Annotated in this window: 9 protein-coding genes; 7 read left to right on the top strand and 2 right to left on the bottom strand. The window is 72.2% G+C overall.

Translation table 11 applies throughout. From position 1 onward, the window contains the following. Positions 1 to 14: 14 nt before the first annotated feature. Positions 15 to 5,024, bottom strand: a complete 5,010-nt coding sequence (locus NQZ70_RS14740) for an AAA family ATPase (protein ID WP_129574776.1) — start codon at positions 5,022 to 5,024, stop codon at positions 15 to 17. A gap of 213 nt (positions 5,025 to 5,237) precedes the next feature. On the opposite strand from NQZ70_RS14740, the gene NQZ70_RS14735 reads away from it, so the two are divergent. Continuing rightward, a complete protein-coding gene (locus NQZ70_RS14735; RefSeq protein WP_207217854.1) occupies positions 5,238 to 6,803 on the top strand; it encodes an AbgT family transporter in 1,566 nt (521 codons plus the stop codon). A 316-nt stretch (positions 6,804 to 7,119) separates the two neighbouring features. After that, entirely contained in the window at positions 7,120 to 7,560 is a 441-nt protein-coding gene (locus tag NQZ70_RS14730) for a hypothetical protein (RefSeq protein ID WP_237245308.1), read from the top strand. Between the two features lie 17 nt (positions 7,561 to 7,577). Here NQZ70_RS14730 and NQZ70_RS14725 read toward each other — a convergent pair whose 3' ends face one another. Further along, positions 7,578 to 8,012: a hypothetical protein gene (locus NQZ70_RS14725; protein ID WP_129574774.1), complete on the bottom strand. Its 435-nt coding sequence runs from the start codon at positions 8,010 to 8,012 to the stop codon at positions 7,578 to 7,580. Positions 8,013 to 8,263: 251 nt separating this feature from the next. Between NQZ70_RS14725 and NQZ70_RS14720 the strand changes: the two genes are divergently transcribed. From NQZ70_RS14720 to NQZ70_RS14700, 5 genes are all read left to right on the top strand, one after another. Continuing rightward, entirely contained in the window at positions 8,264 to 12,205 is a 3,942-nt protein-coding gene (locus tag NQZ70_RS14720; protein WP_129574773.1) for a serine/threonine-protein kinase, read from the top strand. Between the two features lie 604 nt (positions 12,206 to 12,809). Continuing rightward, entirely contained in the window at positions 12,810 to 14,873 is a 2,064-nt protein-coding gene (locus NQZ70_RS14715; RefSeq protein ID WP_129574772.1) for a pentapeptide repeat-containing protein, read from the top strand. 95 nt (positions 14,874 to 14,968) lie between these two features. Next, the gene (locus tag NQZ70_RS14710) at positions 14,969 to 17,392 is read left to right on the top strand and encodes a type VI secretion system Vgr family protein (RefSeq protein WP_129574771.1); all 2,424 of its coding nucleotides are present in this window, start codon (positions 14,969 to 14,971) and stop codon (positions 17,390 to 17,392) included. A gap of 107 nt (positions 17,393 to 17,499) precedes the next feature. Then, the gene (locus NQZ70_RS14705; protein ID WP_129574770.1) at positions 17,500 to 20,175 is read left to right on the top strand and encodes a DUF2169 domain-containing protein; all 2,676 of its coding nucleotides are present in this window, start codon (positions 17,500 to 17,502) and stop codon (positions 20,173 to 20,175) included. Then, positions 20,172 to 21,215 (top strand): pentapeptide repeat-containing protein, encoded by a 1,044-nt coding sequence (locus tag NQZ70_RS14700; protein ID WP_129574769.1) that lies wholly within the window; start codon positions 20,172 to 20,174, stop codon positions 21,213 to 21,215. The genes NQZ70_RS14705 and NQZ70_RS14700 overlap by 4 nt, the downstream gene beginning before the upstream one ends. Positions 21,216 to 21,240 lie beyond the last annotated feature (25 nt).

Here is a 21,240-nt window from a genome sequence, read left to right as displayed (position 1 = left end):
TCCTGGTCGGTCGCTCAGGACAGACGGCGAGCCCTCCTGCTCTGCTCCAGCGCGTAAGCGATCCCGCTCTGCAGGGTCCCCTTCGTCACGATCGCCCCGAAATCGATGTCCAGCGCGACCAGCGTCTGCGCGACGTCGCCGCGGACGCCCGTGATCACCGCCTGCGCGCCGAGCAGCCGGAGGGCGTTCGCCGTGCGGATGAGCGAGGCGGCGACGCTCGTGTCGATCGATTTCACGCCGGTGATGTCGAGGATCACGACCTGCGTGCTGTTCGCGTCGACCCCTTGCAGCGCCGTGTGCAGCACCTGCTGGGCGCGCGCCGCGTCCATCGTCCCGATGAGCGGCATCACCATGATGCGATCGGTGATGGGGATGAGCGGCGTCGACAGCTCGGCCAGCCTGTCGTTCTGGACCCGGATGATCTCCTCCTGGAGCGACGCCCGGGTCTGCTCGGAGCGCGCACGCTCGGCGAGCTCGAGCTCCAGCCGCTCGCCGGCCACGCGCAGCTCCTCGGTGCGGTGCTGCAAGTGCGCGTAGAGCAACGCGTTCTCCACGGCGATGGCCGCCTGCGACAGGAGCAGCCCGAGGAGCTCTATCCGCGCCGCCGTGAAGGCGTTGCTGACGGCGTTGTTCTCCAGGTAAAGCACGCCCGTGAGCCGGCCCCGGTGGACCATCGACATGCAGAGGACCGACCGCGGGCGGCTCGCGACGATGTACGGATCGGCCGCGAAGCGCGCGTCCTCGGTCGCGTCGCCCAGGACGACCGGCTCCCGGGTCCGGGCGACGTACTGCACGACCGAGACGGCGATGTCGGCGCTGTCCTCGACGGGCGTCGTCATGCCCGTGCGGACCGCGTCGGGATCGACGGTCGCGAGCGCCTCGACCACGAGCCGCTCGCCGCGATCGAGGACGAGCGCGCCCCGCTGCGCCCCCGCGTTCTCCACGGCGATCCGCATCAGCTGCTCGAGCACGTTGTCGAGCTCGACCTCGCCGGCGATCACCTGCGCCGCGCGGATCATCGCGGTCACGTCGAGCACCCCTTTGCGCCCGGTGCTCGCGGTCGAGGAGCTCGACACGGTGAAGGACACCGGCGAGCCCGCGCGGTCCGAGCCGGCCGCGGGCTGGAGGGCGAGCGCTGGATACCTGTCCACGAGGGCCTGCGCCTTGGCCGTGGCCCCCCAGCGGATATACCCGTAGCACGCGCTCGCCAGGTAGAACCGCGCCGTCTTGCGCCTGCCCTTCGCGAGGTGGAGCTTCGCGCAAAGCTCGCTCGCGAGCGCCTCGTCCCTGACGACCCCGCTCTCTTGCGCGGCCTCGATCGCCTCTTCATAGCGCGCCATCGACCCGAGCTCGTCGCCGGACGCGCGGGAGCGCTCGGCGACGACCAGGAGGTGCTTGTGCCGGTAGTTCTCCGGGCAGCTCTCCGCCCAGCGCGCGAGCCTCGCGTGATGCTCCTCGAGCATCGCCGCGCTCCGCGCCGGCCCCTCCGGCGCGGCCTCGCCCAGGGCGAGCAGCGTCAAGCAGATGTAGAACGACAGCTCGGTCGTGGAGAAATACCCCATGCTGCTCGCGAGGGCCCGCTCGGCCGCGAGCGCCTCCGAGAGCGCGGCGGCGTACTCCTCGTCCAGGAACAGGAGCTGTAGCTTGACCACGTGATACCAGAAGGCCGTGAACATGGCGCTCGGCGCGCCGAGCGTCGCCGCGAGCGCGGCCTCGTCGAACTCGTCGTCGCCGAGCGAGGCGCCGCCGTCGGTGCGCCCCTCGAGGCAGGCGACCATCTGCCGCGCGACGCAGAGGAAGGCCGTCGACAGGGCGTTCTTGGTCCGCGCCATGAGGCCCAGGAAGCGGTCGATCTCCTTCCTGACCGACGCGAGCTCGTCGCCGAGCCCGAGGCGGGCCATGACGATCGCGTTGCACGTGTACGAGAGGTAGGCGAAGTCCGCGGACACCATCCCTGCCTCGAGCGCGCTCCGGAGGTGCTCGACCGTCTCGCGCAGCGGGGAGAAGAAATGCGCGTAGACGCCGAACGTGAAGTGGATCTTGCAGGCCAGCTCGACGTTGTCGAACCTCCGGTTGAGCTCGATGCCGAGCCGCCCGAACCGCCGCGCCTCGTCGTACCGGTCGCGCAGCACCGCCATGTAGAGGCCGTACAGCACGAAGCCGAACGCGGACACCTCCGAGTGCCCGCGCCGGAGCGAGAGGTTGACCTGCTTCGCCGTGACGAGCGCCGCGAGCCTCGCGTCGGTGAGGTACGCCGGCGAGGAGAGGTTCGTCAGGAGCTTCAGGACGATCAGCGTCTCTCGGTCCCGGAGCGCCGGGGCGGAGGCCAGGTCCTCGATCCGCCGGCCCCCGAGGTTGACGGGCACCTCCGCGAGCTCCGCGTCGAGCGCCGCCTGGACCTGGTCCTCGGAGCGAGGCAGCTCGATCCCGAACAGCGCGAGGCCCGCGCGCCCGACGCTGATGCAGTCCGCGACCTTGAACAGGGTGAGGTAGAGGACGATCCGCAGGTTGTGGACCTGCGCTCGCTCCAGGGTGGAGCTCGCGCGGGACAGCAGGAGATCGAAGAGCGACTCGGCGCGATCGAAGTGACCGCACATGTACTCGCACTCGGCGCGCGTCACGGTGAGCGCGAACATCAGCTCGCCGTCGCGGGCCCACGCATCCTCGCCGAGCAGCGAGGCCCCGACCGCGAGGTAGCCGGCGGCCGCCTGGTGGGCGTTCGCCGCCTTCGCCCTCCTCCCCGCGGCGAGGTTCAGCCTGGCGAGCTCCGCGCGCTCGCCCGGATCGGAGATCAGGTCGGCGGCGAGGTTCATCTGGTGGACGACGGCGAACAGGGCGTCGTCGCGCGGGCTCGCGCCGGCCTGCGAGAGGAGCAGCCTGCCGATCCGGAGGTGCGCCGCCCTCCGGCGCTCGTCGTCGAGCAGCGAGTACGCGGCCCGCTGGACGCGATCGTGCAAGAACCGGTAGGACACGTTGAACCTGGTCGAGGGCACGTCGTCCGCCGCGTCGCCGCGCGAAGAGTCGTGGACGAAGCGGTACTCGGTGCCCGTGGGCTGGATGAGCCCGTCCCGTAAGGCCTCCCAGAGATCGCCGGCCGTGTCCCGGCGCGATCGATCGCAGATCGCCGAGAGCACCTCCAGCTCGAACTCGTGGCCCAGGCACGCCGCGAGCATCAGGGCGCGCTGGGTGTCCGGCGCGAGCTTCTGGAGCTTGCCCGCCATCAGCGCCACCACGTTGTCCGTCATCTGCATCGCCTGGATCGGGGCGAGATCCCATGTCCAGGCGCGGGAGCGCGCGTCGAAGCGCAGGAGATCGTCCTGGCGGAGCGACCGCAGGAACTGGCTCACGAAGAACGGGTTGCCGCGGGTCTTGTCGAAGACGACCTCCGAGAGCGGCGCCGCCTGCTCCGCCGCGCAGTCCAGCGCCTCGGCGACGAGCTGAGCGACGGCGGACCGCGGGAGCGGCTCGACGGCGATCGCGTGGACGGCGACGCTCGCGCTCCGCAGCGCGTCGACCAGCAGGCGCAGCGGGTGGGCCGCGGCGATCTCGCCCTCCCGGGTCGTGCCGATGACCAGGAGATGCGCGGTGCCCGGCCCGGTCATGAGCGTGTGGATCAGCGTGAGCGAGGCCGCGTCCGCCCACTGGAGGTCCTCGAGCGCGAGCACGACCGGGTGCTCCCGCGTCGCGAAGACGCGGAGGAAGTTCTGGAACACGAGGTTGAACCGGTTCTGGGACTCGGTAGGTCCGAGCTCGGCCACGGCCGGCTGGGGGCCGATGACGAGCGCGAGCTCGGGGACGAGGTCGAGGAGCACCTGGCCGTTCGGGCCGAGCGCCTCGAGCAGCCTCGCCTTCCAGAGCTCGAGGGCGCTCGTGCGCTCGGCCAGGAGGCTCCGGACGAGGCTCCGGAGCGCGCTCGCCACGGAGGCGTACGGCGTGCTGCGGCCGATCTGCTCGAACGCGCCTTCGATGAAGTACGCGCGGCGGTGCGCGATCGCCTTGTGGACCTCCTGCACCAGCGCGGATTTGCCGACGCCCGCCTCGCCCGAGACCAGGAGGAGCTCGACCGCGCCCCGGCTCGCGCGGTCGAACGCCGCGAGGAGCGTCGCCGTCTGCTCTTCGCGACCGTAGAGCTTCTGGACGATCCGGAGCTCGCCGACGCGGTCGTAGCGCCCGAGCGCGAACGGCTCTATCTCGCCGGTCGCCTCCAGCTGGCGCAGGCACTCTTCGAGATCGGCCTTGAGCCCGGCGCCGCTCTGGTAACGCGCCTCGGCGGTCTTGGCGAGGAGCTTCATCACGATTTCGGAGACGATCTGGGGCAGCTGCGGGCTCACCTCCGCCGGCGGCGCCGGCCTCCTCGCGATATGGTGGTGCACGAGCTCCAGCGCGTCGTTCGCCTGGAACGGGAGCACGCCGGTGAGCATCTCGTACAGGGTGACGCCGAGCGAGTAGAGATCGCTGCGGTGATCGACCACGCGGTTCATCCGCCCGGTCTGCTCGGGCGACATGTACGCGAGCGTCCCCTCCAGCGCCTCCGGCGCCAGCGCGGCCTGGCTCTCGCGCGACAGCCGCGTGGCGATGCCGAAGTCGATCAGCTTGACCTGCATCGTCTCGGGGTCGACGAGGATGTTGTGCGGCTTGATGTCCTTGTGGATGACGTGGCGCTGGTGGACCGAGTCGATGATGTCGGCGACCGACGCCGCGATCCGCAGCGCCGACGCGAGGCTGAGCCGCTGCGCCCGCATCATGTCGCTCAGCGACCGCCCGCCGCTGTCCTCCATGATCAGCGCGAGGCCGTTCCCGTGCTTCCCCACGTCGAGCACCACGGGGATGCCCGGGACGCGGAGGTCCCGCATGAGCGCGTGCTCGTGCCGTATCTTGGCGAGCTCTCGCGGATCCGGGTACTCGCTCTTGAGGAGCTTCACCGCGACAGGCAGCCGATCCGCGTTGCGGTGACCACGATAAAGAACGGACGTGATGCCCTCGTAGATCTTTTCCGTGGCAGTGTAGTCCTGAAGAATCAGCATGTAATGAGCCCCTCTGGGTCATCGTACAGCAGTCGAACGCTTGAGTTCCACCTGCCCTGTTGAACAGCGCTGTGTGAAGAGGCGACGGAATGAAGTGTGGAGTCGGGCCGCGTCGCTCCCCGCGCGCGCTCGATCGCGTTTGACTGCGACGGTCTCGCGCCGTCCGCCACGAAATTGGCGACGCGCCACGTGAATCGCCTTACCATGCGCGGCATGTCCAACCAGCAACCCGAGCTCGCCCCGGTCCCGCCCGAAATCAGGGCGGGACGGGCGAGCCGCGCCCTCGACGCGCTCGAGCGGGCGGGCAACAAGCTCCCCGACCCGGCTCTGCTCTTCGTCGTGCTCGCCGCCGTGGTCGTGATCCTGTCGGCGGCGCTCGCGCCGCTCCAGTTCAGCGAGATCGACCCGAGGACGAAGCAGCCGCTCGTGATCCAGAGCCAGCTCTCGGGCAAGGCCGTCACCGAGTTCCTCGCGAGCATGGTCCCGACCTTCACGGGCTTCCATCCGCTCGGCGTGGTGCTCGTGGCCTTGCTCGGCGTCGGGATCGCCGAGCACTCGGGGTTCATCAACGCCGGCCTCAAGAAGCTCCTCGCGGTGACGCCGAGGGCGCTGCTCACGCCGATGCTGATCCTCGTGGCCATCGTCAGCCACACGGCGGCCGACGCGGGCTACGTGCTCGTCATCCCGCTCGGCGCGGTCATCTTCCACACCGCGGGCCGGCACCCGCTCGCCGGCATCTCCGCCGCGTTCGCGGGCGTCTCCGGGGGCTTCAGCGCCAACTTCATCCCTTCCAGCCTCGACCCGCTGCTGCAAGGCCTGACCCAGGCCGGCGCCGGGATCCTCGATCCGAAGCGCGCCGTCAACCCGCTCTGCAACTGGTTCTTCTGCAGCGCCTCATGCCTCTTGATCGTCGGGCTCGGCTGGTTCATCACCGACCGCGTGATCGAGCCGCGCATCGCCCGCACGCCCGTCGACGCCGCGCCGGAGCAGGAGCCTCGCGCGGCGGACCTCACGCCGCGCGAGGCGCGCGCGCTCTGGGCGGGGCTCGCGGCGATGGCGATCTGCATCGGCCTGCTCGTCGCGGCGAGCGCGCCCGCGTCGTCGCCCCTGCGCGCGCCGGGCGGTCAACTGACGATCAGCACGGCGCCGCTCATGAACGCGATCGTGCCGCTCATCTTCCTGTTCTTCTTGATCCCCGGGATCGTCTACGGCTACACGGCCGGCACGTTCACGAGCCACCGCGACGTGATCGGCGGGATGAGCAAGACGATGGGCACGATGGCCTATTACCTGGTCATGGCCTTCTTCGCCGCGCAGTTCATCTACCTGTTCAACAAGTCGAACCTCGGCGCGCTCGTGGCGCTCAAGGGCGCCGCGGCGCTGCAGGCCATGGCGCTCCCGAGCACCGTGACCATCGTGGGCATCATCGCCCTCACGGCGACGGTGAACCTCTTCATCGGCTCCGCGTCGGCGAAATGGGCGCTGCTCGCGCCGATCTTCGTGCCCATGCTCATGTCGCTCGGCATCTCGCCGGAGCTCACCCAGGCGGCTTACCGCGTCGGCGACTCGACCACGAACATCATCACGCCGCTCATGGTGTATTTCCCCTTGGTGGTGGTCTACTGCCAGAAGTACGTGAAAGGCACCGGGATTGGCACGCTCATGGCGCTGATGCTGCCGTACTCCGTGACGTTTCTCGTCGCATGGAGCCTGTTCCTCCTCGCCTACTGGCAGCTCGGGCTCCCCCTCGGGCTCGACGCCCCCTACGTCTACCCCTGAGCGCCTGCGCCCCCGGGCCGCGCCGCCCTCTCCGCCGCGCGTGCGCGGCGGAGAGGGCGCAGCCACGCGCACCCACCTCTGCGCCTTCGGTGCGCCTCGGCGCGGCCGAGATTTCGACGAACGCGCATCGATTGCGTGCCCCGCGCGACAGATGCGCACGCGATGCGGCCTCAGCCGTCAGAACCACGTGAGCTCGCGTATTTAGCCGACGGCGCGCGGCGTGCAAGCACGGACGGTATGCAGGGCCGGACGGCAAAGCGAGGAGGGTGTTTGTATGAGCTCAATGCATCGCGGTGCGGCAACGAACGCTGTCGTGGTGTCCTCGACGCCCCTCCTGACCGGCGGCGGGTCGGTCGTTCCTAACGCAACGGGGTGTGCGCCCGCTGACAAGGATGCGGAGCCGCCAGCCTCGGTCGCGCGCGCGCTGGCCGCCGCAGCGCAGGCCCAGGGCGCTGAGCGCTCCGAATCCTGGGAGCTGTGCGGCGTGCTGCTCGCCGTCGCCACCGGGTGGCTCGCCTGGTCGCTGCCCGCGCCGAACGCGCGCGACGTCCTGCTCGTCGCGCTCTGCTTGACGCTCGTCACGCTCGAGTACCGCCGCGCCGGGGCGCGGTTCCGCAAGGCGATCGCCGCGGCCGCGGGGGCCCGCGGGTTGACCGCCGGCGAGGCGGCGCGCGAGGCGCGGCGGCTCGACGCGGCCTTCCGCACGGCCCGCGCGGCGGGGCAGGCCGCGCCGGACGCTGACGCAGAGCGCCGCTGAGCGGCCTCACCCGCCAGCTATCCGCACCGCGGGCGCCAGCCGCCCCCCAGGTCGCGCTCGCGGAACTCGGCGCGCAGCTCGCTGCGCGCGTCGGCCGCGAGCAGCTCGCACGGGTCGAAGTAATGCGGCGTCCGGGCCTGCGCGGCGATGGGCGGCAGCGCGCCGGAGAACTCCGGCACCCCGGGGCAGCGATGGTGCCAGAGGGCATAGCGGTCCGGCACCTCGCCGAAGCAGAGCACCTCCTTGACCCCGCCGTTGCAGTTGGTGCTCACGACGAGCACCGGACCGGGCAGCGGCGCGAAGCGATGAATCCGAATGACCACGTCGTGGTGGAACTCGCCCTGCGTCCAGTGCGCCAGGAGGTCGAACTCTCCATGTCGATCCCGGACCTCCTGCAGCAGCGAGCCGAGATCCAACGCATCGGCGAGGGCTTGAACACACGCATTCCCCATGGCGCACGCTCCTTACACGGCAGGCCTTGCTCACGTTGTAGCACAGCGCCCGCCCGGCCACCGGACCTGAGCCGCACGACCCCCTCGCGAGGCGCGCGCGACGACGGCGCGACGCGATTCAACTGAAATCAGGAGCGCTGATGGCCGCCGGTCGGGCCTCGCCGCGGCCCCGGCGAGGATCGACCTCACGGCCGCCGGCGCCGAACGCCGCTGGCGGACGCGCCCGCTTTTCATGAGATACTCGATCGCGCATGACACCGGGGGAGCGCTTGGGGGCGCGCTACACGATCGAGCGGCAGGCCGGCAAGGGCGGCCTCGGGACCGTCTACCGCGCGCGCGACGTCGAGAGCGGCGCGCCGGTGGCGATCAAGGTGCTCCGGGAGCCGACCGAGGAGAAGCGCAGCCGGTTCGCCCGTGAGGCGCGCGCGCTCGCCGCCCTGTCGCACCCGAGCATCGTCCGGTACGTCGCCCACGGGACGACGCCGGACGGCGAGCTCTACCTGGTGATGGAGTGGCTCGAGGGGGAAGATCTCGGGGCGAGGCTCGCCCGGGGCCGGCTGGAGGCGACCGCCGCGCTCAGGCTCCTGGTCCGGGTGGCCGACGGGCTCGCGTTCGCGCACGCGCAGGGCATCGTCCACCGCGACATCAAGCCCCAGAACATCTTCCTCCCGGGCGGAGAGATCGAGCGGGCGACGATCGTCGACTTCGGCCTCGCGCGCCTCGAGGACGCGACGTCGTCGCTGACGCGCACCGGGGCGACGGTGGGCACGCCGTCGTTCATGGCGCCCGAGCAGATCATCGGCGATTGCGAGGTCGACGCCCGCGCGGACATCTACTCGCTCGGGTGCGTCCTGTTCGCCTGCCTGACCGGCCGGCCGCCCTTCGCCGCGCCGCACCCGCTCGCCCTGCTGGCCAGGGTGGTCTTCGAGGAGGCCCCGCGCCCGAGCGCGCTCGTGGCCGGGCTGCCGCGGGAGCTCGACGCCTTCGCGACGCGGCTGCTCGCCAAGCGGCCGGGCGATCGCCCCGCCGCGCGGGCCGCCGTCGACGAGCTGCGCGCGCTCGCCGAGCGCGTCGCCGAGTCGTCCTCGACCGCGCCCGCCTCGGTCGCCGGCCTGACGCGCCGCGAGCGGCGCCTCGTCAGCGTCATCCTCGCGTCCGAGGCGCCCGGCGGCGGCCAGGCCCCCGCGCGCGCCGACTCCCTCGAGCTCACCGCCTCGCTCAGCGACTCCCCGCTGCTCAGCACGCTCTTCAACACGTCGCAGGCGCTCCGGCAGGTCGCCGCCCGGCACGGCGCGCAGCTCGAGCTGCTCCGGGACGGCTCCCTCGCGACCGTCCTCGCCGGCTCGGGCTCGCCGACGGATCTCGCCGTGAGCGCCGCGCGCTGCGCCCTCGCCCTCCGCGATCTCCTGCCGCACGCGCGCGTGGCGCTCACGACCGGCTGGGACGAGCTCGAGAAGACGCAGCCGATGGGGCAGGTCATCGACCGCGCGAGCGCGCTGCTCGCGGCGAGCTCGGCCGGCGTGGCCCCCGTCCTCCTCGACCGGATGACCGCGGATCTCCTCGGCGACCGCTTCGACGTGTCCGTCGAGGGCACGGGGCTCGCGCTCGTCGGCGAGCTCGAGCCCGCGGACGAGGCGCGCAAGCTGCTCGGCAAGCCGACGCGGTGCGCCGGGCGGGAGCGCGAGCTGCTCCTCCTCCAGGCGACGTTCGACGAGTGCGTGGCCGAGTCCGAGGCCCGCGCGGTGCTGGTCACGGCCGAGGCCGGGGTGGGCAAGTCGCGCCTGCGCCACGAGCTGGTGCGGCGCCTCGCCGGCCGCGGGGAGCCGTTCGAGCCGTGGATCGCGCGCGGCGACCCGATGCGCGAGGGCGCGCCGTTCGGCATGCTCGGCCAGGTCGTGCGGCGCGCCGCGCGGCTGCTCGACGGCGAGCCGCTCGACGCGCGGCGGCAGAAGCTCGCCGCGCGCGTCGCGGCGACCGTCGCCGAGCCGCTGCGGCGGCAGGTCGCCGAGTTCCTCGGAGAGATGGCGGGCACGCCCTTTCCGGCGGACGACAGCGTGCTGCTCCGGGCGGCGCGGCAGGACGCCAAGCTCATGGGCGACCAGATGCAGGCGGCGTGGGTGGAGCTCGTGCGCGCCGAGTGCCGCGCGCGGCCGCTCCTGCTCGTGCTGGAGGACCTGCACTGGGGCGACCGGCCCACGGTCGAGTACGTCGACGCGGCGCTCCGCCTCCTCGAGGGCGAGCGGCTGATGGTCCTGGCGCTCGCGCGCCCCGAGGTGCGCGAGGCCTTCCCGGCCCTGTGGAGCAAGCGGGCGCTGACGGATCTGCGGCTCACGGCGTTGCCGCGGAGGACGTGCGAGAAGCTCGTGACCGAGGCGCTCGGGGGGCTCGACGCCGAGGCCGTCGCGCGGATCGTCGATCGCTCCGGGGGCAACGCGTTCTTCCTGGAGGAGCTCGTGCGCGCCGCGGCGGAGGGCCACGGCGGCGGCGTCCCGGAGACGGTGCTCGCGATGATGCAGTCGCGCCTGGAGGGGCTCGCGCCGGACGCGCGGCGGGTGCTGCGCGCCGGCAGCGTGTTCGGGGGCGCGTTCTGGCGCGGCGCGGCGCGCGCGCTGCTCGGCCCCGAGGCGGACGAGGCGCTCGTCGACGACTGCCTGGCGGAGCTCGCGCGCAGCGAGCTCATCTCCCGGCTGCACGAGTCGACGCTCCAGGGCGAGGTGGAGTACGCCTTCCGGCACGCGCTCGTGCGCGAGGCGGCCTACGAGATGCTGACCGAGGAGGACCGGCGGCTCGGCCACCGCCTGGCGGGCGCGTGGCTCGAGCAGGCCGGCGAGACCGACGCGATGGTCCTGGCCACGCATTTCGAGCGCGGCGGCGAGCTGGAGCGCGCGATCGGGTGCTACCGGCGGGCGGCCGAGCAGGCGCTCGGGGGGAACGACTACGCGGCGGCGATCGAGCGCGCCGAGCGCGCGGTCGCGTGCGGCGCTGCCGGCGAGGCGCGCGGCGAGATCGAGACGATCCGGGCGGAGGCGTGCCGCTTCCGGGGCGACAGCGCGGCGGCCGAGCAGCACGCGACGGCCGCGATGCGGGCGCTGCCCGAGGGGGGCGCGTGGTGGAGCCGCGCGGTGGGGGTGGCGCTCTGGACCTTCCAGCTGGCGGGGCGGGGGGCGGCCGTCATCGCGCTCGCCAGGCAGCTGTGCGCGCGGTGGTCGGACGAGGCGGTGACCGGGCCCCAGCTCGTCTCCATGGCGCAGGCGGCGCTGGCCCTGCACTACATGATCGGCCAGAGCGAGGAGACGGAGGCGCTGTGCCGCCGGCTCGACGCGACCTTCGACCGCTTCCGGCACGACCCGACCGTGAGCGCGACGGTCCTGCGGCTGCAGACGCACCGCGCGATCCTGTCCGGGGATCTCGGCTCCGCCCGCGAGCTCGGGGAAGCGTCGGTGCGCTGCTACGAGGCGGCGGGCGATGTGCGCAACAGTTGCGTCGCGCGCGGCAACGCCGGCCATTTCTGCAACGAGATCGGCGCGTACGCCGAAGCCGTGCGCCTGCTCCGCGCCTCGCTGGCCGACACGGAGCGGCTCGGCATGCCGTACATGGCGGCGTTCGTGAAGGAGAACCTCGGCCGCACGCTGCTCCACCTCGGCGATCTCGACGAGGCGCGTGGTCTGCTGGACGACTCGCTGCGGTCGTTCGTGGCGTCAGGCGACCGGCGCATGGAGGGCGGCACCTACGTTTACCTTGCGGAGGCATCCCGCCTGGCGGGAGATCTCGCCCGCGCCGAGGCGGAGGCGCGCCGCGGCTGCGAGCTCCTCGCCGAGTGTCCGCCGCTCATGCCGTGCGCCCTGGGCACGCTCGCGGGGGTGCTGCTCGCCGCGGGGCGCGCCGCCGAGGCGCTCGAGGCGGCGGACCGGGCCGCGGAGCTCGCCGCCCCGATCATCGCCTCGCAGGGCCACCTCGAGGAGGGCGAGTCGCAGATCTACCTGGTGCGCGCGGAGGCGCTCGCCGCGTGCGGCGCGCACGGGGAGGCCCGCCGCGCGATCGCGATCGCCCGCGACCGGCTGCTGGAGCGCGCGTCGAAGATCGCGAACGCCGCGTGGCGGGCGAGCTTCCTGGAGAACGTCCCCGAGAACGCCCGCACGCTCGCGCTCGCCCGCGCGTGGCTGGACGAGCAAGACGGCGCGCCGCTCGGGTAGGCGCCGCGGCCGGCGGGCCGCCGTCCTGCCGGCGGCGGCGGCGGCGGGGGCTCGCCTCGCTCCTGGCGAGGGCTCGACGTGGGTGGCAGGAGCGTCGCGCGGGCTCGTTCGTGGTTGGAGGAGAGAGGGAACCACAGAGAGGCACAGAGAACACAGCGGGGAGAGAGCCGTCTTCTCACGCCTTTTATCTTTCCTTGTTGCGCCCTTGCGCCTTCGCGTACTTGCGTTGAACTCTCTCCACGAGATCGAAGTTTTCAGCCCAGCAAAACACATCAAGCGATCCAGCAAACCATGGATGCCAGCCGCGCGAGCCGCAGCGCACCGACGAGCCCGCAGGGCCTTGCCTACCATGCACCACAAATTCAGCCGCTCCGCCGATCTTCACAGCGACATGGTCCCGTGAGCGCGAGCGCTCGACACGCGCTTTCCTCACCGCGGACTCCCGCGCTTGCGTCCGAGAGACGCGCCGCGTATCGTCGGCAGTTCGAGAGCCCTCCGCGGCGGTGAAAGCGCGCGGGCCAGCCGAGATCACGCTGTGCAACCGCCCTGGCCCCTCCCAAGTGTCGCCCTGACGCCGGCCTCCTGCGGGGCCGTGCTGTGGCGCATGCAGGGCGCAGAGCGGCTCACCGTCATCGTCAAGGCCACGTTCGCCCTCGTCCCCGACCGGCTCGCGGAGCTCGCCGCCCCGGCGCCGCTGCTCCGCTCGGACCAGCTGCGCGAAGGGCGCGGCAGCCTGGAGGAGGTGTGTGAGACAGCGCCCTACCTGCCGGGCGCCGGGGTCCTCGTGCGCGGACACGCGGCCGCGCCCGCGGGGACGACTGCGACCGCGCTCTCGGTGCGGATCGCGCTCTTCCGCGAGGATCGCTGGGTGCTCGACAAGGAGCTCCACGTCTACGGCGAATCCACGCGAGAGGCGCTCGAACGCCTCCACGGCGACGAGTGGATCTTCCTCCAGGGGCTGCACCCGCACACGCCGTGGATCCGGTCCAGGCTGCCGTCGGCGCGCGCGCTCGCGCGGCTGCATCGGACCGGGCCGGGAGGCGACGACCCGGGGCAGCCGATCGAGCTCGTCGCCGACACGCTGACCATCGACGCGGATCGCCTGCTCTGCTCGCTGATCTGGCGGGGGAACGCCGCCCTCCTGCCGGGCGATCAGCCGGCCCGGATGCGGGTGGTCGCAGGCGTCGAGATGCCCGGGAGGCCGCTCGCCTGGCCCTCGGCGGCGGGTGTCGAGCCGCCGCTCGCGCCCGTCGCGATCATGGATCCGGGGGGTGCGCTCGCGCCCCGGGGGGCGGCGCTCCCGGCGGGGCACTGGAGCGCCGTCACGCAGCAGGTGACGAAGCTACCTGGGCTGCCCCCGTTGCCGTTCTCGCAGCGGCAGGAGCCGCACTGGAGCGCCGTCACGCAGCAGGTGGCGCCGCTGCAGCCGCCGCCTCCCCTGCCCTTCGTGCAGCGACAGGAGCCGCACTGGAGCGCCGTCACGCAGCAGGTGGCGCCGCTGCAGCCGCCGCCTCCCCTGCCGTTCGCGCCCGCGCCCGAGCCGCCGCCGCGCTCGGAGCCTGCCCCGGGCTCCGTGCCGTTCGCGATGCCCTTCGCCGCTTCGGGGACCCATGCCGCGCCGACCGCGCCGCCGCCCCGGGTGCAGCCGCCGCTCGCCAGGCTCGACCAGACGCACCCCGTCATCGACCCGCCGCCTGGCGAGGCGGGCGCCGTCACTGGACCGCCGCCCTCGCAAGCGCAGCCGTTGCCCGCTCCGGTCCACGAACCCGTCCCCGCAGCGGACGAGACGCGCTCTCCGGACGCCGCGCCGCCCGCGGACGAGATGCCCGCGCCCGCCAGCGCCGCCGCGCCCGTCGAAGCGGCTCCCGCCGACGTCGCGCCCCCTGACGCCCCCGCCGCGGACGCCTCTCCCGCCGACGCCTCTCCCGCCGACGCCTCTCCCGCCGACGCCTCTCCCGCCGAGCCGCCCTCGCCCGAGCCGGAGGCGCGCGGCCTGCGCGCGGTGGTGCTCGCCCGCCTCAAGAGCGGTCAGCCGCTCTACGACCTCGAGCTCGCGGGCGCCGAGCTCGAGGGCATCGACTGGAGCGGCGCCTCCCTCGAGCGCGTCAACCTCGCCGGCGCGACGCTCGCCCGGTGCAACTTCACCTCCGCATGCCTCGCCAGGGCGAACCTGAGCGGCGCCGACCTCACCGACGCGCGCCTCACCGACGCCGACCTGACCCGCGCCGATCTCTCCCGCGCCACGCTCGACCGCGCGCAGCTCTCCTCGGCGATCCTCAGGAGCGCAGACCTCACCTCGGCCAGGGGCGCGCGCGCGCGCTTCGACGGCGCGTCGCTGGACGGCGCCGACCTGCGGCAGGCGCGCCTCACCGACGCCGTCTTCGACGGGGCCAGCCTCGCCGACGTCAACGCGACAAAGGCGGAGCTCTCCCGATCGAGCTTCGCGAACGCGAGCCTCGCCGGCGCCATCCTCCGCGCGGCGAAGCTCAAGGAGGCGAGCCTCCCCCGCGCCAACGTCGATGGCGCCGATCTGCGCGAAGCGGACCTCGCGGGCGCCAACCTCTATGGGGTCAAGCTCGCAAACGCGAAGTCGAGCGGCGCCATCCTGCGGTCCATCGTAGAAATACCGCCGGAGGGAGAGGACATTAACGTTTCTTCACAAGGTTGACTCGCGGACTCCTTTACGTCTAGCTCCATAGAACGCGCTCCCTCGGGAACGAAGGCGGAGCATTCACCCCCTCGCACCCTGGAAGAGACACGACCATGAGCGACCTCATCACGTTCTCCTCGAGCATCCTGCAAGGCCCGACGCGCGTCGTCGGCTTTCGCGGCGTGGAGGCGATCTCGCGCCCGTATCGGTTCGAGATCTTCCTGTCGGTCCCGAGCGAGGGCGAGGACGACACGGACTTCGCCGAGATGGTCGGGGCCAAGGCGCGGCTCTCGATCGACCGCCAGGACGATACGAATCCGCCCTACGTGTTCACCGGCGTGCTCGCCGGCGTCGACCTCGTGCACGAGTTCGGCGGCCGCGCGCTCCTGCGAGCGGTGCTCGTGCCGCGGCTCTGGGGGCTCACCCTGTCGAAGCACAGCCGCATCTTCACGAAGAAGACCGTGCCCGAGGTGATCAAGCTCGTGCTCGAGGAGAACGGCATCACGGGGAGCGACGTCGAGCTCAACCTCGGCAGCTACGAGACCGAGGAGCACATCTGCCAGTACCGCGAGAGCGACTTCGACTTCGTCTCGCGCTGGATGGAGCGGGAAGGCATCTTTTACTATTTCGAGCACACCGAGGACGGCGAGAAGCTCGTCCTCTGTGACGACAAGAGCTACCCCGCGGGGCCGCTCGCCGCGCCGGTCCGCTACCACCCGCAGACCGGCGAGGACCGCAGCGCCTCGGCCTCGTTCCGCACCTTCTCCTGCCAGCACGGGGCGCTGCCGTCGCGGGTGAAGCTCAAGGACTACGACTACGTCCGGCCGCACTTCCCCCTCGCGGGCTCGGCCCCGGTGTCCCAGTACGGCACCGGCGAGATCAGCCTCCATGGCGAGCGCTTCTTCAGCGCCGACGCCGGCAAGCGGCTGGCCCAGCTGCGCGCGGAGGAATACCTCGCCCGCGAGGCGGTCTATCAGGCCACCGGCGCGCGGCTCCACCTGCGCTCCGGGTACACGTTCGAGCTCGAGGACCACCCGCGCGCGCGGTTCAACACGAAGTACCTCGCGGTCGAGCTGCGCCACCACGGCAACCAGTCCGCGGGGCACGGCGACTTCGAGGAGCTCGCCGGCCTCACGCACGAGGAGGTCTATTTCGTCGAGGTCGCGGCCATCCCGGCGTCGACGCAGTTCCGGGCGGAGTCGCGGACGCCGTGGCCGCGCATCTACGGTTACGAGAACGGCACGGTCGACGGCTCCGCGGCGAGCGAGTACGCGCAGATCGACGAGCACGGGCGCTACCTCGTCAAATTCAAGTTCGACGAGGCGAGCCCGCGCGACGGCAGCGGCTCCACGTACGTGCGCATGATGCAGCCGCACGGCGGCGGCGTCGAAGGGTTCCACTTCCCGCTGCGCCGGGGGACCGAGGTCTTGCTGAGCTTCCTCGGCGGCGACCCGGATCGGCCGGTGATCTCCGGCGTGGTGCCCAACGTGCTCACGCCGAGCCCGGTCACGAGCGGCAACCACACGAAGAACGTCATCCAGACCGGCGGCAGGAACCGCCTCGAGCTGGAGGACCAGGCCGGGGCTCAACGCATCACGCTCTCGACGCCGTACTCGAACACGTACATGCGCATGGGGTCGCCCAACCACGGGCACGAGTTCATCGGCAAGACCGACGGCAGGATCCTGCTCGACGCCGGGCAGAACATGGACTTCTTGGTCGGCGCGAGCTGGACGAGCAACGTCGAGAACGACATCACGACGACCGCGAAATCGGGCAACATCACGACGACCGCCACCGCGGGCAACATCACGACGACCGCCACCGCGGGCACCCTCACCGAGACGGCCAAGGGCGATGTGACGATCACCTCCACCACGGGCAAGGTCGTCGTCAAGGCGCTCGGAAACGACGTCGAGATCTCCGCGAAGGGCAAGCTGTTCCTCGAGGCCGAGGGCGACAAGAAGGAGATCCTCAAGTCCAATCACCACATCCAGAGGACCGGCGACTTCAGCGTCACCACGCTGGGGAGCGCGCGTGCCCATGTGTTCGGGGCCAGCTCGTCGACCGTGGTGGGCACCTCGCTCGACGCCAAGCTGGGCGCCTTCCGCTCGATCGTGGTCGGCGCCACGAACGATTTCAAGCTCACGAACGCCACGTCGCTCACCCTCGGCAAATCCTTCGACCTGAAGGGCGGCAACTTCACGTCCGTCAACGTCTCCAAATCGCTCGACATCAAGCTGGCGAGCACGACGGAGCTCAAGGCGACGAGCGCGCAGGAGTTCACGATCGGGAGCAAGCAGTCGTTCTCGCTGAGCAGGAACATGGAGATCACCGCCGGCCAGAAGATGTCGTTCAACCTCACCAACACCGTGGATTTCAAGCTCGGCGCCACGGTCACCGCGAAGAACGGCCCGGAGCTGACCATCCAGGGCCCGAAGTTCACGACGAAGACCGTCGAGCTCAAGAACGGGAGCTTCACCCTGGAGAGCGTCGCGGCCGAGATCAGGAAGCACGGCATCTTCGTGGTCAGCTAGCGACGGGGCGCGCCGCCCGCGCCGTCGCCGCTCCAGCGAGACATCGGCCTCTACCGCGAACGGCGGACGCGAGGCGCCCCCCCGCGACAACCGATCCTTCGAGCCCCATGCGTGTCATCAAGCCCCTCCGCCTCTCCGTCCTCCAGCGCGTGCTCACGGTCCGGCGCAACCATCACCTGAGCATCGGGCTCCTCGTGTTCTTCCCGCTCGACGCCCCGGAGGTCCCGCTGCCCGAGGTCTCGATGTGGCAGCGGGTGATGCCCGCCCTCGGCAAGGACGGCCTCCTCGACGAGGGCATGCCCAAGCCGCGCGGCGAGGTCCTCGTCTTCGGCAAGGCGTTCTCGCCCGGCGGGGAGCCCCGGCCGGCGTTCGCCGCGAGCCTGCAGGTCGGGCCGGTCGACGGGCCCCTCGTCGACAAGTCCGTCGCCGTCGTGGGCAAGCGGCGGTGGCACCAGGGCGCGCCGACCGAGCCCGAGCCGATCACCGAGATGCCGCTCGCCTGGGAGTACGCCTTCGGCGGCCCGGACTACCCGCTGAACCCGAAGGGGATGGGGCTCGATCCGGTCGACGAGCAGGGGACCAAGGTGCATTACCTGCCCCACCTCGAGGACCCGCGGCGACTCCTCATGTCGCCGGGCGACAGGCCGCCGCCGGCGTCCTTCGGCGCGCTCGACCCCACGCTCGCCGCGCGGACGGCCAAGCTCGGCACCTACGGCGGCGAGTGGCTCCAGCACGACTTCCCCGGCTTCGCCCGCGATCTCGACCCCGAGTACTTCCAGGTCGCCCCGGAGGACCAGCGGCTGCCCGGATACTTCGAGGGCGGGGAGGCCATCCGCCTGAAGAACCTGCACCCGGCGCGGCCGCTGCTCGAGACGCGCGCACCGAGGCTCCGCGCCCGGTGCTTCGTGCGGCAGCGGGGCGAGGCGGGCGAGGCGTCGAACGCCGGCGAGGAGCCCCTGCGCGAGGTCGCGACGCGCCTGGAGACGGTGCTCCTCTTCCCCGACATCGAGCGCGGCGTCGCGATCTTCCGCGGCGTCGTGCCCGTGGCCGAGGACGACGCCGACGACGTGCGCGTCCTGATCGCCGGCCTCGAGCGGGCCGACGCGCCGCGGCCCGCCGAGCATTACCGCGCGGCGCTGGAGAGGCGGCTCGACAAGGACAAGGGGCACCTCCACGCGCTGCGCGAGAAGGAGCTCCTCCCGGAGCCCGAGCCCGACGCCCCGTCGTTCCCGGACGAGGTGATCAGCGACATGGACGAGCTCGTCCGGCGCGAGCGGGCGATGGAGGAGCGGTCGATCTCGCGGGCGCAGCGCGAGCTCGAGCAGGCGCGGCTGACGATGCTCGTGCTCGGGATGAACCCGGACGAGAAGCTCCCGCGGGAGATCAAGCGCCCGGAGGAGCCGAAGCCGGACGAGCTCGCGGACTACGTCGAGCGGATGGACCTGGAGGCCGCGGAGCTCCAGAAGGACGCCGAGGAGCAGCGCAGGGCCACCGAGGACGAGGTGCGGAAGCTCTGCGCCGAGCAGGGGCTCGACTTCGACGCGCTCGCCGCGAAGAGCAAGGGCGACGGGGGCGGCCCGCCGAAGTTCAGCGCCGACGAGGAGCTGGCCCGCATGCGCGAGCTCGCGGAGGTGGGGCGCACGGCGGGCGCCCCGATGGAGGACCTCGAGGCGAAGCTCGCGGACCCGGCGTTCGCCGCGAGCCTCCGGAAGGCCGAGGAGAACGTCCTGCTCGCGTACCGCGCCTTCGCCCATTTCTACCCGCCGGCCGAGCCGGCGCCCGAGGGGAAGCGGTCGGACCTGCGCGCCGAGGTGGAGCGGGCGCTCGCCGCCGGCGAGTCGCTCGCGCGGCGCGATCTGACGGGCGCCGACCTCCGCGAGCTCAGCCTCGCCGGCGCGGATCTGCGCGAGGCGCTCCTCGAGGGCGCGGATCTGTCGGGGTGCGATCTCGAGGGGGCCGACCTGACGGGCGCGGTGCTCACGCGCGCGAGGCTCGAGGGCGCGCGGCTCGGGAAGGCGACGCTGCGCGGCGCGAACCTCGGCGAGGCGCGCGCGGCGCGCGCGAGCTTCGACGGGGTCGACCTCCGCAAGGCGGTCCTGCACAAGGCGTGGCTCGAGGAGGCGCGGCTCTCGGGGGCCGACCTCGCCGGGGCCGATTTCCTGGAGGCCCGCGTGCGAGGCGCGGACTTCAGCGGCGCCGCGGCGGACGACGTCCTCTTCTTCCAGCTCGACCTCACGGGCGCACGCTTCGCCGGCGCGAGCCTGCGCAAGGCGACGTTCTTCCAGTGCGCGGCGGCGGGCGCGGACTTCGGCGAGGCCGAGCTCGGGGACGCGGCCCTCGTCGAGTTCAAGGGCGAGAAGGCCTCGTTCCGGAGGGCGAAGGCCGCGGCGCTGCGCGTGGTCTCCGCCTCCGCGCTGCCGGGCGCGGACTTCTCCGGGGCCGACCTCGCGCGGGCGAACCTCCGCGGGGTCGATCTGGAGGGCGCGATCTTCGAGGGCGCCTCGGCGGACGGCGCGGATTTCAGCGAGGCAAACCTCCGCAGGGCGCGCCTCGCGCAGATCTCGGGCAAGGGCGCGCGGTTCATGCGGTCGGACCTCGCCGAGGCGGATCTGACGGGCGCGAACCTCATGGACGCCATGCTGCAGAAGGCGAAGGTGCCCGGCGCCCGCGTCGAGAACACCAACCTGTTCCGCGCCAACCTGCTCGACGCGAAGGGCGATCCGCGGACCTCCTTCTCCGACGCGCACATCAAGCACGTCGTGTTCACGGGGCAGGGCAAATGACCCGCGACGAGCTGCTCGCGAAGGTGGACGAGGGCGAGGTCATCGCCGGGGAGGACCTGTCGGGGCTCGACCTGTCCGGGCTCGACCTGTCGGGCGTCGTGTTCGAGAAGACGACGTTCCGCGGCGCCCGGCTGAAGGGCGCGAAGATCAGCGAGTCCATGTTCAACGGGTGCGATCTCTCGGGCGCCGACCTGTCCGGCGCGCGGGCCCGCCACGCGGTGTGGAGCCAGTGCGCGCTCCTCCACGCGCGCCTCGACGAGAGCGACCTCGTCTCGGCGAGCTTCGCCGAGTGCGACGCGTCGCGGGCGAGCTTCGACCGCGCGAACCTCACGATCGGGGGCATGGTCAAGGGGCGCGCCGACGAGGCGAGCTTCCGCGAGGCCAACCTGGACCGGTTCTCGCTCGTGGAGACCGAGGCCGCGCGCCTCGCGCTCGACGGCGCGAAGCTCAAGCAGGCCTGCCTGCTCAAGGTGGACCTGTCGACCGCGAGCCTGCGCGGCGCGACGATGCACCTCGCGGTGCTGGTCGGCGCCCGCCTCCGCGGGCAGGATCTGTCGGGCATGGACCTGACCCTGGCGCAGCTCACCGACGCCGACCTCGCCGGGTGCGACCTGCGCGGCGCCCGGCTCGTCCAGGCGAGCCTCAAGGGCGCGGACCTCACCGCGGCGAAGCTCGACGGCGCGGACGCCGAGCGCGGCCTCTTCTTCGGCGCGCGGCTCGCCGGGGTCTCGGCCGTCGGCCTCAAGGCGCGGCAGGCGATCTTCTCGGAGGCCGACCTCGAGGCCGCGAGCCTCGCCGGCGCCGACCTCTACCAGGCCATCTTCCACCGGGCGGCCTGCGCGCTGGCGAGCTTCCGCGACGCGGACCTGACCTACGCCGACTTCTCGCACGCGAGCATCGAGAGGGCGGATCTCTCGCACGCGAAGCTCTTCCGCGCGCGCTTCCACCAGGCGCGCGACGCGGGCGCGACCTTCACGAGCCGGTCCGCCGCGCTCGGAGACGACCCGGATCTGCTCGAAGCCGAGCGCTGGACGCCCTGAGGGGATGCCCCTCCCGACAGCAGGA

This window comes from Sorangium sp. So ce836 (assembly GCF_028553905.1).
Classification (GTDB): domain Bacteria; phylum Myxococcota_A; class Polyangia; order Polyangiales; family Polyangiaceae; genus Sorangium; species Sorangium cellulosum_D.
Note: the sequence above shows the minus strand (reverse complement) of the source record. Positions and strands in the feature narration are given on the sequence as shown.